Origin of the sequence: Sphingobacterium nematocida, from assembly GCF_900168125.1 — a bacterium.
Classification (GTDB): Bacteria; Bacteroidota; Bacteroidia; order Sphingobacteriales; family Sphingobacteriaceae; genus Sphingobacterium; species Sphingobacterium nematocida.
Window position 1 is genome coordinate 122,449 of record NZ_FUZF01000014.1, and the last position, 14,176, is coordinate 136,624.

The 14,176-nt window shown below is 37.8% G+C and carries 15 protein-coding genes; 11 read left to right on the forward strand and 4 right to left on the reverse strand.

The features are described 5' to 3' along the window. Positions 1-105: 105 nt before the first annotated feature. On the reverse strand, positions 106-969 hold the full coding sequence (locus B5X76_RS15020; protein ID WP_079644272.1) for a COG1470 family protein: 864 nt from the start codon (positions 967-969) through the stop codon (positions 106-108). A gap of 309 nt (positions 970-1,278) precedes the next feature. Between B5X76_RS15020 and B5X76_RS15025 the strand changes: the two genes are divergently transcribed. Both B5X76_RS15025 and B5X76_RS15030 read left to right on the forward strand, forming a co-directional pair. Beyond that, positions 1,279-2,082, forward strand: a complete 804-nt coding sequence (locus tag B5X76_RS15025; RefSeq protein ID WP_079644274.1) for a carbon-nitrogen hydrolase family protein — start codon at positions 1,279-1,281, stop codon at positions 2,080-2,082. Positions 2,083-2,307: 225 nt separating this feature from the next. Then, a complete protein-coding gene (locus B5X76_RS15030) occupies positions 2,308-4,752 on the forward strand; it encodes a TonB-dependent receptor (protein WP_079644276.1) in 2,445 nt (814 codons plus the stop codon). Here the strand turns inward: B5X76_RS15030 and B5X76_RS15035 are convergent. The 3 genes from B5X76_RS15035 to B5X76_RS15045 all read right to left on the reverse strand — a co-directional run bounded on the left by B5X76_RS15035 (position 4,749) and on the right by B5X76_RS15045 (position 6,838). Further along, positions 4,749-5,561, reverse strand: a complete 813-nt coding sequence (locus tag B5X76_RS15035; protein ID WP_079644278.1) for an AraC family transcriptional regulator — start codon at positions 5,559-5,561, stop codon at positions 4,749-4,751. The genes B5X76_RS15030 and B5X76_RS15035 overlap by 4 nt on opposite strands. A 358-nt stretch (positions 5,562-5,919) precedes the next feature. Continuing rightward, the gene (locus B5X76_RS15040) at positions 5,920-6,450 is read right to left on the reverse strand and encodes a YfiT family bacillithiol transferase (protein ID WP_079644280.1); all 531 of its coding nucleotides are present in this window, start codon (positions 6,448-6,450) and stop codon (positions 5,920-5,922) included. Positions 6,451-6,550: 100 nt separating this feature from the next. Further along, on the reverse strand, positions 6,551-6,838 hold the full coding sequence (locus B5X76_RS15045; RefSeq protein WP_079644282.1) for a peroxiredoxin family protein: 288 nt from the start codon (positions 6,836-6,838) through the stop codon (positions 6,551-6,553). A gap of 125 nt (positions 6,839-6,963) precedes the next feature. On the opposite strand from B5X76_RS15045, the gene B5X76_RS15050 reads away from it, so the two are divergent. The 9 genes from B5X76_RS15050 to B5X76_RS15090 all read left to right on the forward strand — a co-directional run bounded on the left by B5X76_RS15050 (position 6,964) and on the right by B5X76_RS15090 (position 14,175). Next, entirely contained in the window at positions 6,964-7,497 is a 534-nt protein-coding gene (locus tag B5X76_RS15050) for a hypothetical protein (RefSeq protein WP_139375334.1), read from the forward strand. A 14-nt stretch (positions 7,498-7,511) separates the two neighbouring features. Next, positions 7,512-7,820 carry a hypothetical protein gene (locus tag B5X76_RS15055; RefSeq protein WP_079644286.1) on the forward strand — a complete coding sequence of 103 codons (309 nt, stop codon included), beginning with the start codon at positions 7,512-7,514 and terminating at the stop codon, positions 7,818-7,820. Between the two features lie 36 nt (positions 7,821-7,856). Continuing rightward, a complete protein-coding gene (locus tag B5X76_RS15060) occupies positions 7,857-8,465 on the forward strand; it encodes a hypothetical protein (protein WP_079644288.1) in 609 nt (202 codons plus the stop codon). A gap of 35 nt (positions 8,466-8,500) precedes the next feature. Next, positions 8,501-9,712 (forward strand): SH3 domain-containing protein, encoded by a 1,212-nt coding sequence (locus tag B5X76_RS15065; protein WP_079644290.1) that lies wholly within the window; start codon positions 8,501-8,503, stop codon positions 9,710-9,712. Positions 9,713-9,715: 3 nt separating this feature from the next. Beyond that, on the forward strand, positions 9,716-11,557 hold the full coding sequence (locus B5X76_RS15070) for a hypothetical protein (protein WP_079644292.1): 1,842 nt from the start codon (positions 9,716-9,718) through the stop codon (positions 11,555-11,557). Positions 11,558-11,610: 53 nt separating this feature from the next. Continuing rightward, the gene (locus B5X76_RS15075) at positions 11,611-12,282 is read left to right on the forward strand and encodes a hypothetical protein (RefSeq protein WP_079644341.1); all 672 of its coding nucleotides are present in this window, start codon (positions 11,611-11,613) and stop codon (positions 12,280-12,282) included. 125 nt (positions 12,283-12,407) lie between these two features. Further along, entirely contained in the window at positions 12,408-12,872 is a 465-nt protein-coding gene (locus B5X76_RS15080) for a hypothetical protein (RefSeq protein WP_079644294.1), read from the forward strand. A gap of 58 nt (positions 12,873-12,930) precedes the next feature. Continuing rightward, positions 12,931-13,374, forward strand: coding sequence for a hypothetical protein (locus B5X76_RS15085; protein ID WP_139375335.1), 444 nt, complete (start codon positions 12,931-12,933; stop codon positions 13,372-13,374). Positions 13,375-13,428: 54 nt separating this feature from the next. Continuing rightward, positions 13,429-14,175 (forward strand): LytR/AlgR family response regulator transcription factor, encoded by a 747-nt coding sequence (locus B5X76_RS15090; protein WP_245801063.1) that lies wholly within the window; start codon positions 13,429-13,431, stop codon positions 14,173-14,175. The last annotated feature ends 1 nt before the right edge of the window (position 14,176 follow it).

The following is a 14,176-nucleotide window of genomic DNA, read 5'->3' on the forward strand; positions in this document are numbered from 1 at the left end:
TCGTGTACTTAATTGTTTTCTCGATGGAACTCATGAATGCTTCGCATTTATTTCATTATCCGACCGTGGAGAAGTCGGTTTGCCTTGAAAATGTTTTAAGCTAACTTAGCGCCTGCCATATTTGCGCACCAATAGATAAATAAAAACGATAGCCAAACCAATCAGTAACATCCCTATCCACCCGGTCAATAAAGAAGTCTTGACCTCCATACGGTAAGCCAGAGAAGAATCCAAATGATTATTTTTTGCCGACACATTGACCATGTAGTCCCCGGCTATTGTTTTATCGGGTACCTTTATGTTGACCTTAATATCCTTTGTTTTGCCAGGTTCCAATTTATCTATTTTGTCTACTTCAAAGCTGGATTCCCACTTTGAGGGTAACTGTGTCGTTAGTTCAATGTTCTCTAGCGGTATAGTACCCGTGTTTTTTACTGTTATGAATACTTCCTTCTTACTGCCAGTCGTTGTGCTACCGCTCAATACTTGGTTTTGGGTAGATATTTCCATCTTATATGTCCCCTTTATAACCGATTCCAAATTCACTACGGTGGTATCGCCTTGCGCTATAGCTTTTATTGGGATAATGTGTTTTTTGATATCCGCGGTGTACGATGGGGTTATTTCTATACTCACTTCTTTGCTGGCATGTGGCTCTAGATTAATGGAGGTAACCTGCATACCTTCCGTTTTGTAGGCAACCGACCATCCAGGAGGCAAGCTAGAATGGAGCTCATAGATTTTTTCCTGTCCGCTGGGATTAGTGATTGTACCACTATATCGGAATACTTCTGTCGAAGGTACTTCCAGATTGATCAATCGAACTTTAAAATTGGGGCTTACAGCTTTGTTGGCTTCCTGAGCCAGCACATTTTGGTCTGCGATTGAAACAGAGACAGATGCGAGAATTAAAGCTTTTGATACGATTCCCGACTTCAGATGTTTGGTAAAAATGAATCCTTTAAACATGATGTAATAACTAACAATTTTATATTAATAGCTTTTAGAAAATGTCTTGAATAAAAATTATACCTTCTAGGTTTAGGACCCAAATTTAGTTATTGTAGATACTTGCGTCAAGTAGAATTTTAAAATTTTATTCTTTACTCATTTTGAGAAGATAGGGTGTAATTTGTAAATCTTTTTGTATTTTCATCTTGATGCTTTTTGCAACATTAGTAAAGACTGGCGCATTAAATTGGCCAAGATGAAATACATCAATTAGTTGAGGTTGCTTTATTTAATTCATCCCATGTTGGATATTATAATAGAAGTTGTATGAGAGTAGGATTCTTTCAGTATGCAGTTATTTGGCGTGATAGAGATGCCAATTTATCTTATATCGAATCGAGGATAAAGGGGCAAAAGTTCGATCTGTTGGTATTGCCCGAGTTATTTACCTCTGGCTATGCTTATGATTATAAAGGAGAATTACTTGCCTTCGCCGAAGATTTATCGAACAGTCCAACAATAAGGTTTTTCACCAGATTGATGCAACATTGCGGAGGCTACATCACAGGTACTATACCCGAGCTTTATAAGGGTAAGCTGTATAACTCATCCATCTTAGTAGGAGCAGAAGGGTTAGTGGCGTCATACCGGAAGATTCATGTTACAGATTATGAGAAGCGGGCTTTTCAGCCAGGACGTGAAGTCGTTTGGGGACAATGTCAAGATGCAAAAGTCGGCTTGACCATCTGTTTCGATGCTTGGTTTGCTCCGCTTTCTTCTATGCTAAAAGCACAAGGAGTAGATATTATTTGTAATTCCGCTAACTTTGGGGGCGAGATTACGCCAACCATAATCCCTATTCGCGCGATCGAAAACCAGTGCTTTTATATCAATTGTAATAGAGTCGGATCAGAACTTTTTGAAGGAGAGGAAGATGCCTATCGTGGAGAAAGTCAGATTGTTAGTCCTGACGGAAAAATATTAGCCAAAGCTGACAACAAAGAGTCCCTGACCTTTATAGATATAGATTTGGCAGAGGTCAATCATCCCGCATTCGGTAGTTTGATTACCAAAGATTTTGTATCAGAACACCGTAGATATAAGGTAGAGATTCAATTTGAAAGATTATAGTGATGTTCATGCGTTATGTTCAGAAGGCAGTTCTAAAGTTAGCTAAAGAAAGCACAGACAAAGGCTAGAGCTTGGTATTAAAGATCGCTGGCGGGATCAAAAAAGTGATGGCTAAGGAATTTTTATTATGGACATGGGTCGATTTGAAAATAGTAGGGTATTATTGACACCATACAGAGAAAAGGAGTTTTAAGTTTTCTACTTTCGCCACAAACTTAAACTAAAATGAATAGATACCTTATTCTACTCTACCTTTTATTATTTGCTTATATTGCCGCGGCACAGCACACCAAGCTCTCCGGTACAGTTAGAGATTCCTTATTGAACACCCCGATTCCGTATGCCAGTATTGCATTATTAGATAATGATAACCAAGTAGCCGACGGAATGATAACCGACTCGACAGGGCAGTTTGTATTCTCCAAAGTCAAGAAAGGAAAGTATAAGTTAATCGTTAAAGTAATTGGTTATAATCAAATAGATACCTCCATTGGCATTACCGATCAGAAGGTGGTCGACATAGGCACTATACAACTATCTTTTGCCGCTAAACAGCTGGATGAAATAGCCGTTACCGCAAGTAATGCTCGCCAAAAACATAGTAGCGACAGGCAGTCCTACCAAGGGAGTCAATACAAAAATGCTGTGGGAGGGACCGCCCTAGACATTGTGAAAAACCTGCCTTCAGCAGCTGTAGATCCACAGGGAAATATCAGTATGCGTGGCAATACAGGCGTCATCGTATTGATAAATGGCAAACCCTCTTTATTAGATCCTTCAACGATCTTAAGTCAAATAGCGGCCAATGACGTGTTAGAGGTAGAATATATCACTACCCCGACAGCTCAATTCGATCCAGATGGTAAAGGAGGAATAATAAATATAAAAACCAAGAAATCAACCACCGATGGTTTTTTATGGCAGGTTAATCTTCAAGGAGGTCTACCAAGCATAGACGATTACAACAATCAGGAAAAACAAAAGCGTTTTGGCGGTGATATTGCATTTCAATTTAAAAAGAATAAGCTCGAGTTGAATGGTTCGGCAAACTACTTAAGGAACGATAATGCAGGATTTAGAGAAGGAGATGTCAATACGCTGATCGGTGATAAACAAACCTTTTTTCCTTCAGAGGGAGAGCGCAGCTTTGACAAGTACAATTTTGGTATCCGTCTAAATGCCGATTATGAAATTTCCAAAAATCAAGAACTTACATTAGGTATCCTGGCATCGCGAAAGTATCAGGATAGAGTTGCAGATATATACTACGATAACAAAACATTTCGACCATCCACCGGCGAAGAAATTTCAAGAATCAAATATTTCAATCCCAACCTCCAAAATAAGCAGGGAGAGTTTTACCTCGCTAACTTCAATTACAAATATAAGCTCACGTCGGCTCACACTTTAGATTTCGGAGCGATCTATGAATACGCACATATATATGGATCAACAAAAAATGGGAATATAGAGAATAGTACAGATACGATACAATGGACGCACAATCGCTATAAAAATCCATTGCATGGGTTACGCCTTTCGTTACAACATCAATGGCAGTTTAAGCAAGGCCAGCTTTTGACAGGCTACCAGTTAAGGTTGGACAGGCAAAAAGGAAATTTTGAGTATTTTTCATCTGAAAATGGGCGTAATAACCTTCAGCTGGTACCCGAGTTTACCGGTAGGATGAATGCCGACAACACCGTTCACGCGCTATTTACCCAGTACGACCGTAAATCTACCCATACGCAGCTATCGTTGGGCTTACGGTACGAATACTACAGCCGGGACCTATTTTTACTCCATACCAATCAGGCATATCCCTATTCCATACACCAGCTTTACCCGAGTTTTAGTCTAATGCACGATTTAGGCAATGAGTGGTCATGGAAAGTAGCTGCTTCGAGGCGGGTACAACGGACCAATAACTTTGAGCTAAACCCGATTCCCGAGCGTGAGCACTCCGAAACATTAGAACAAGGCGATCCCGAGTTATTGCCCGAGTTCATCATCAATACAGAGACGGGGTTGGTCAAAAAGCTATCGACAGGAAGCATCTTCCTAAATGGTTATTATCAACATACAAAAAATCCGATTCAGCGCGTTAACTCCGTTTATGCCGATACCATTCTCCATCGTGTATTTACTAATGCCGATTATGCTTTCCGCTATGGTGCAGAGGTAGGAGGCGAGGGGAGGCCGGTCTCTTGGTTGAAAGTTAATGGCGGGCTCAACCTATACAACTACAACATCTCAGGACAGGTTCTCAACGATCAACATACGCGTACCAATCAAGACTGGGTATATTCAATCAATGCGGGTATACAGGCAGACTTTTTGAAAAATTGGAGCACCGGATTACAGGTTAATTATCTATCCGAACGGCCTACTGTACAAGGCAAGGATTCCAGATTTGTAGCACCACATTTTAACCTGAGCAAAGCCTTTTTAAAAGGAGCACTGACAGCCCAGTTGCAGTGGCAGTTTATCGAACTTGGTGATTGGGGAGTCAATGAGCAGAGGATCACAACATCTTCCCACGACTTTTATACGACTACCAACTATATTTACGAAAAAAATATATTCTTGATCAATCTAAACTTTAATCTACATAAACTGAATCAACTCCTCAAACTTCCCAAAAGCGAGTTTGGCGAAAAGGAATTTTAATATTCCTGCCTTTTGAACTCAGTCGGAGTTATTCCCGTATAACGTTTAAAGTATTTAGCAAAATTAGATTTGTCAGAGAAGCCAAGTTCAAATGCCACCTCAGATACAGAGCAGGTTGTATAAAACAATAAGCGCTTGGCTTCTTTGATAATGTATTCGGCCAGCAGTTCTGATGCTGTTAGGTTGGCGTTTTTCTTGCAGACAGCGTTCAGGTTTTGAGGCGTGGTATTCAGTTTGATCGCATAATGAGCCACATGGTTGATCACCTTGTCCTCACTGTTCAGTAGCGCATAGAATCGGTCGTAGATGTTTTCAGATGCTGCTTTAGCTTCATTAGTACCGTCTACATGTTCCAATGCCTTTGCCAGAAAAGCTTTGAACAAGCCCTCTTGGCATGTCTTATTAGGTTCATCCACTAATATGCGCAAAAGGGTTTCAAATATAGGTTCCTGTTTAAAATATATCGTGTCATATTGACTTATTTTAAGCACCAGTCTATTGATTTCCGAATCAAGACTCTGTATCACAAAAGAATCCTTTACAAGAACAACAAACCCTTTTACAGGATTTACCAATTCCCAATGGTGTACATTGTCTTTTCTGATGACCAGGAGGCAAGGCGTCCTGATGGTAGATTCTCTACCGTCAATCACGTGCTTTCCAGAGGTCGAAGAAAGAAAAACCAGTTCCAGATAGCCATTGTGCCTATGCGGTTTGGTGATATTTTTCGAGCAATCAAATTCAACGATTTTGATTTGTCTTTGATCCTCGATTTTGTCTTTTACGATAATCTGTTTATTACCATTCATCACTAACAATTATACAACAAATAAAAGTAATAATAACATACGTAGCTTCTCTCATCACCCGAGCGAGGTATGCCAAGTACGAGGAGGTCACCTCCGACCTTAAATCCGATCTCCCCAGCTAATGCACGCGTACGGCGTGTATTATTAACCAAATAACTACTAACCAGTTTCGTAAATCTTCAATTTCTATTAACCCCTTACTTCCGCTATAATCAATTGCACTACTGTATTTCCAATGATAGGGTTTTGAAATTTATACTTTCGGAACATTACTTGTTGTTTTATTGCATCATTGGTATATCTATGTCATTCCTTATTTAGTGAAACACACGAAACGCGTGCGCCAGCCTTGGGAGACCTAATTTTGTTTGGCCAATTTAATATGGGCAAGATGATGTTCACAATGCCAAGCATAGATTCCTACATTCGTTTTTAGTGAAATCCGCTCATTATTTTCAGGGTGTAGAAACACCTTTTCTAACTGTGCTTCGCTCAAATTCTCTAGAAGATAAACCCAGCGCTCGTGCAGACCTGTTAGAATCTTCAGTGAACTCTCTATTGAACAATCTTTGGAGTCGGGCAATTCAGCCCACAAATTTTCTAGATACGGTTTTATCGCAGGAGTCTCTTCCGTTAATGCCAGCTTAAATCTTATCAAGCTATTCATATGACTATCCGCACAGTGATTTATAATTTGTCTTATTGTCCATCCATTAATTCTATATTGTTTTTGAAGATCAGCTTCAGTTAGATCTTTGATTTCTTCGTTCAGTTTGTTCGGAAAACACTGAATTGTTTTTGTCCATTCCCTAAGCTGTTCTTTGGTAATATAACCTGGCTTTTGAAATTGTCCTATTGGATATTTTAGGCTTTCGATATAGATTTCCATGGATAACTTTTTTTTGGTTAATTTTATGTCAAGTCACGCTGAATCCGACAATTTATTATAGTACCAAGATACAAAATACTAACTTATAATTGGCTAGTCTTTAATCCGAAAAGTAACCCATTAAATAATACCTCAAAAGTATACAATATAGATCCCCTCTTACCACATAAAGTTTAGCAACTTCATTTTTCCAACCCTTTAGATCAGAAACCTGTGGCGAGGTTAGATTGTCCCATTTTATCGCATCTATCCAGCGTTCATGCATTTTTTCACTATCGAGAGACACACCTAGGATAGTAAAGTTTTTGTCTTTGTAGGTATCAAAAGCTTTCACCAATGTCGACTTTTCATGCCTGCAAGGACCATATTTCCAGAATTCACTACGAATTTAAACCCTTCACAAACGTATTTAAAGCTTTTCCATACGCATTGATATTGGACTGATAGGTGTTATTTATTTTTCATATTCTTGTAGTGAAGAAAAATACTAAAACTATGCAAATCTTTCAGTGTATGATCAAGCATATCTTATTTATAGTATTACTATCTTTTTTGTTTTCTTGCGGCACCGGACTCAGGATAAGCAAAAGCGATTTTAAGCCCATTGAGAATGATTTCTCTACATCTTTTGTCAATCAGTCTTTCAAAACAAGTAAGTCTATAGCAGGTTCCACAACCGGTCCTAAACTTTTGGAATTATTTGGTGTATCAGAAAGTGAGGCTGAACGTGTTACCTTAACATTTAAGGATGATAGTCTGGAGCTTGTTTATACTGACAAATCTGTTGTTAAAACACTATCTTTTCAAGTGAAACATACACGCAAAGGGTATCTTGAAATTTTATCGGTAAATAAGAAAATCCAAATTCCGCCCTTTCTTCCTTTTCTGTACAGCAATGTTGATTTTAATAGAACGCGAATTGGTTTTACAACCCGTGGAGAATTGGTCATAGACGACAAATGGGAGAAGTCGGGTAACGTCTTCATTTTTATGGGCGGCGCAGGCGGACGGACACAGTACTTTTTTAAACCATTAAACAATTATTAAATAGTCTTTATTTTATGAGTCAGTTTCTAATGAATAAGGTGATGATAAATAAAGGCATTGTAGTAAGGCTTGTATTTCTCTTGTTGCCTTTAGTCGGCATCACGCTTTGGTTTCTGCACGATGAAGGCATTGGCTTTGGATGGAACCTCATCTGGTACTGGATATGCATCATCGGGTTTCTGTTGCTTTACCAGTTTCTGTTGCTGTTAAACCTGATGCTGTACTATAAAAAGAGAGGGTTTACCAAAGTGAATAAGATTTTTATGACAACCGGGCTGATCTTATTGTTGCTGGCTATTGCTGTGTTTGTTTCTGAGCTGTAAGGCCGTCGTGTAATTGAAAATAATACCATAAAGTATATGAAGCATTTATTATTAGTTGGATTTCTTTTTTTAGGAATCACCTCATTTAGCCAAACAAGGAAAGTTATCAATGTCGATGAACTGACGGAAGTCCAACTTGAAAATTTAGATGAAATAGTAGATAAAGAAGGTTGGGTAAACATCATCTTTGAAGGGGAAAGCTCCACCCGGAACTTTTCCAATAAAGAGTACATTCTCACTGTATTGATGAATTGCTCAGACAGCAGTTATGTTCCAAAATATTTGATAGAATTCACTAAACACTATAGAGATGGCACTTATGCTTATATTGATTTTGTAAACTCCGTAACCAACAAGTTCACAAAAACCAGTTTTTATATTGATAGGAAAGATTTCGGAGATCCTTTTTCTGAATTTGATAAAGAAAGTTTCGCTGTATTCCATCATGCTTTAAAATCAGGCAAGCTGCTTACCATTTCTTTTTATCATATGGCAATGAATCCCGAAACCGGAGATGACGAACTATCCTTGAACCGCTCTATTGATTTTAAACTGGCAAATGGTGAATTATTAGATACTCCTGTTGATTGTAATGTATTTAACCAACAAGAATCACCTGTTGAAGAAGCTGTCGATGACTATTAAATAAAAGGAGATCAAGCTATCAAATGGTGCATAGTATGAATCATAAGTTTTTATTTCTAATTGTATTGTTTTACAGCTCATTCTGTGCATATGCGCAGCAATGGAAGCCTGTTTACAATTCTCAATGGTGTTTTTTACATAAGGCTCCTGATACTGATTCCGAGCAATTAGGCATTCTTTCTATACAGGCATCGTTGATGGTCTTGGACTCTGTACAAGATTTTTATAAAGTACAGGTTAGCAACGGCGATATTGGGTATATATTTAAGCAAGAACTGCGAAGCTGGCAAAGAGGAATTACAGAAAGTAATGAACCGGAACAGTATTTTTACAGAGGCGAACAGGGTACACAAGGTCCGCACCGTTTTGTAAACGTATCCCGTTTAAGGTCAAGAGCTCAGCCTAATGTGCAAAGCAGCATAGTACAAGTAGTGCCAATCAATAAAATGATTGCTATTGATTATATCCCTTTCTATAAAGACGGCTGGGTCTATATCGGCGACCATTTCCACGAAAAACCGGAATACATCCAATACAAATATCTGGGGGAACAGCTCACTTTTGATAAGGTATTGGACGATTACCGCAAAGCTGCCAATGCATCGGTCAGAGAGCAACAAAACATTCTTGAGCGGCTGGTGGAAATGGGTTGGAAAGATAAGCCTGAAAATACCCTAAAAGCACTGCAAATGCAGCGGGACTTCCACTTTGAAAATGGCACTATGGCTGAAATTCCCAATATCGACTTTGATTTGTTTTTGGCGGAGCAGCAACTGAATCCAATGTCGTGGGAAGAAAAAGAGGCCTTTATCCATAAAAGCGATATTCACTTTGTGGTCAAAGGTCAAAAGTTGTACGATGGCAAGATTACCGAACAACAAACCATCCTTACAGGCGCGGTAAAAAATACCTATATATCAGAGACTTTAGGATGTGATTTTCTACCGGATTTTCTTTACTTCTCCAAGGATTTGTTGATCGCTTTTGCGGAATATGAAACAGGGGATATAAATGGAACCGTTCACAAAATGAATTTTAACGAAGATCAAGCCCTTGTTGTCGGTAACCATATCATAGATAATCAATATGGCGAAAAAGACTTTGTCAGAAATTTTGGCAAAATAGTGAATGTTAATTGTACCGAAACTCCGCATAGCTATACCATTCAAAATGGTGATACAGGTTTGTTTATCATAACCTTTAAAAATGGGTTTGCCTTCAAGTATGAAATGATTTATTTCTGTTAAATTATGATGAAAAATACAATCTTCTTTTTAAAACTGATATGCATAAGCTGTTTCACGGGAATATGCGGTTTGGTGCAAGCGCAGGAGCAGTCGAAAATAAATCAAAATCTAGGTAACGGCACCATTCTGAAATCCTATGAAGACGATCATCTTTTTAAAAAGCAAAAAGTATATTCGGTGTTCAGTTATCAACTTGCGAAAGCAAAAGATAAAATAGAGAAGACTAAATATTTTGATGGCAAAAAATTCAATCTCCTATCCTATATCGAATACTTGCCAGATGGGAGAAAACGATACCAGGAATACGAGTATGATCAGATTGATAGGATTGAGCAATACCATTATGACGAAGCATTTAAAAATTTACTGCTTTTAGAACAAATCGAAGACCATAAAAGATTTACTTATCATTGGCTTTTTTATGACAAAGACCAAATTCTTGCTGAAGATATCCATTATAGAATATATGGCAATAATGAGTTTGATTATGAGGGCTATACACAGTATCTAAAAAAAAGCATCGGTGATGAACATATGATCAGTGTACACAATTTTGATTATGACACCATCCCGGAGCCAGCAGAGACCTACATATTCAAGTTTCCCACCCTCACAAAAGAAACACCTATCCTCGGTCAAACAAGAAAATCCACCTACAAAATGATGAAGGATTACTACCTGCCCGTAACGTTCAATAGTTACGTAATAGACGGCAGGGATGTTCACTTTAGCTATGATGAAAAAGGGCGTATAATAGCCGAAATTTGGCTTAAAAACAATACACTTGAGCATAAAGAAGAATACAGCTATTCGGAAGATGGAAAGGAAAGGATAAAGCAGGATTACCATATGCGGGGAACACAAAAATCAACCAAAACAACAGGAAGATATGATGCAAATAATAACCTGATATTTAAACAAAGTATAGAATATACAGGCAATCCTTTAAGCATTGAAACATTTGAGTATAAATACGATTCCGAAAAAAATTGGACAGAAAGAAAAAGCTACCGTCAATCGGTAAATAATGGTATTGTTGGAGAGCGGATATTGGTGAATATTGAGATTAGAGAAATCACGTATTATTCCGGGACGAATAAACCACGGCAGTTTCAATTACCGCCATTTCCGGCTCAGGCAGATGCCATCAGAAAAACAATCCCGCAATTGAGTTTCGCAAAGCAGGAACGGATAAATGCTTTTGATAAAGTGGTTGAAAGTGGAAATTTCGAACGTGAGATTACCCTGAAAGAAGCCGTTGCTATTGATGATTTTACGCCGGAATTCTGGAAACGGGTAAAGCTGGTTTATGGAAATTTAGACGCTGATGCGGATGAAGAAGCTGTAGCGGTATATGAAACGCCTATTTTGGTAGATCCGGGCTATAAACATTGTTTGGCCGTTTATAAGAAAACAGACAACGGCTGGAGACTTTGGCACCAGACTACCTCACCAGTTTTATCCACACAAGCCGGTGGAATGATGGGTAACCCCTTTGACGGGATAGCTATTAAACGGAAGTGTATAGTAATCAACCATTTTGGAGGCAGCAGGCAAAAATGGAACTATACCCACCGCTACCGCTTTCAGAATAATAATTGGTATGTAATAGGCGCCACCATAAACTTTGGGGCACCTTGTGATTATTTCAAGACACTGGACTATAATCTGGTTACGGGCGATATCCTTGTGGATTATGCCACGGAATCCTGTGATGAAAATGGCTTTGCTGATGCCACGAAACGTGAAGAAAAATTAAAAATAAAAAAAGCACTCCAACTTATGGATGTTTTCACGCCGGGCGAAAATGAAATTGAAATATGGGGTGAGTTGTGGTATTACTGATAAAATTTTATGAAGTACTTAAACAAAATATGCCTGAAATCAATTTTAAAAAAATGAAAAGTATATCAATATGGATAACCATGGCACTATTGTCTTCTTGCCAGACAAACTCTAAAGTTCCTGAAAGAAATAATACAAATACAAGCATTGATTTAACGGAGCAAAAAAAAACACTCAATAAAACCATAAAATTCCTATGGCGGGAGGACAAATATGATGAGGAACTTAAGGGGACATATAACCTAATTACCATTAATACTGAGTTTTGTAAGACCATTACGGGACCGGAAAAGGCTGCATTGGCCTATGTTGCCACTTTTATCGGCAATGAATGTAGTTGGGACGGAAAGGCTACAGCAGGCAGAACCAACCTTAAATGTAAAATACTAACGGCTTTGCAATTGGGCTACCAATGTTCGGAACAGCATTTGGGCTTTCTTCGGCAATGGTTCCGAAATGATGAAAAAAACGTGCAAAAACTGGAAAGCTGTCCCACAATACCCGATGGAGCAACGGTGCAAGATACCTTTGATGAAATCATACTAACTGTTAAAGGAAACCAGATCATCGTTTCCTTTAAAGCCAACGGAGTAAATATTCGGGAAGGAAGACGGTGGTATTGGACCCAGTCTGATTACTTTGAATTTCGTGAAAACGAAATCCGTTGGTTAAAAAAAGAAAAATCGCCCTTGACCTATGAAACTTTTAAAATAAGTGCCAATTGATACCTTAACGCGTATTCAAGAAAGGATGCTGGTTTTTAGCATCAACTCACTAAAAGAAAAGTGATGAAATATTTAATATAGGTATTAAGTATTGATATTGGATCCGTTTTGAGAAATGAAAAAAAATGAAAGGATATATAAAAGGAAGCGTTTTTACAACAGTAATATTAATAATCATTTCGTGCAATTCTAATTGTCAGGAAGAAAAAAACATCAAAATAGAACCTTTACATCCTGTTCATTTTGAATTTATTGACAGTGAGGATAATTTATGCAATATTGATTATTTTTTCTTAGAGGGAGACTTCCAAATTAATGATGATCTAAAAAACAAATTAAAAGATTTCATTACGAATTATAGCAATAACAAAATGTATGCTTTTAATTCTGTTTATATATACAAAGAAACAGAGGTATTAAACAAAGAGTACAGGGGTGATGAAAGTTCATTCGATGGTTTTAATACCGATTTGATCGCTTATGTTCGATTTAGGAATAATGAACCCGATATTTTCTATATACTGGAAAAGGGAAGTGTAGTTTTTGATCTGATAGCAGACAAAGAAGTTGATTTTGAATTTGAACAATAATTTTTTAAAATCAGACTAAATGAAAACGATTTTCAATGTAATATGTAAAAACACAAAAATGAAAATACTAACCTTATTCGTATTTATGGCGATAATTTCTTGTGATAGCAAAACCACATTCATTCATTTGCCAAAGCATAGTTCAACGGGAATATATGATCGGGACGGTGCACATAAAGGAAAAAAATATGTTTACCAGAGCGTCCTTGTCGATAACCCTCCTAAAGACAAGGTAGAATTGGAGAAATTGTTAACTTCCTATCACTTAGAAAACAGAGACTCCATTTTTTCTGACCGGGAAATGAGTACATTCTTGACCTTGTTTTATCAAAAAAACTATACAACATCTTATTTTATCAACAAAGCAGACGATCCTGGTGGGTTTTCCAGCGAAATACTCTCTGATTATTATGAAAAATTTGGTATTGCAACAATAGAAACAAAGCGGATAATTGAAGCCAATGAGTTAAAAACAGAAATTACTTTTAGAGGCAGTCCATAGCGCCAATAAGATTACAATGATTAACTTCGCTATGTTACTATTCACAACAAAATTATGATGAGTTTACCTAAAATCCTTATTGTTGAAGATGAAGCCACTATCAGAAAAGAGTTGGAATGGCTGGTGGACAAAAGACCGGAGTTCGTTCTTTTAGAAAGTGCGGTCTGCGTTGAAGATGCTGTGAAAAAGATCAATAAATTGAAGCCTGACTTGATTTTAATGGATATACAATTGCCCGATGGCACTGCATTTGAAATATTAAATCAGGTAGCGGATACGTCATTTTCTGTGATTTTTATTACCGCTTTTAACCATTTCGCGATAAAGGCCATTAAACACGGCGCTATAGACTATCTGTTGAAACCAATAGACGAAACAGAACTCTATGAAGCGCTCGACAATTATAATAGCGATTATTCCTCCACTACTTCCGAGCAGATTGAAATTATCAGTGAGCATCAAAAAAGCATCAAGCAACAAAATTCCAGAATATGTATCGCTACACTAGAAAGTTTAGAGTTTTTAAAAATTACGGATATTATGTGCCTGTCAGGTGACGGCAGCTACACCCATTTCTATTTAGAAGGTGACAACAGAATTATCAGTTCGAAACCCTTGAAATTTTACGAAGAATTGTTGCCTGCAGATGATTTCATTAAGTGCCATCAATCTCACATTGTCAACATTTCATCCGTCGTGAGATACTTGAAATCTGGGTTTGTCGTTTTGAACAATGGTGCCGAAATTCCCGTTTCCACACGTAAAAAGGAAACTGTCATTAGGCTGCTTTCACAATTATAGC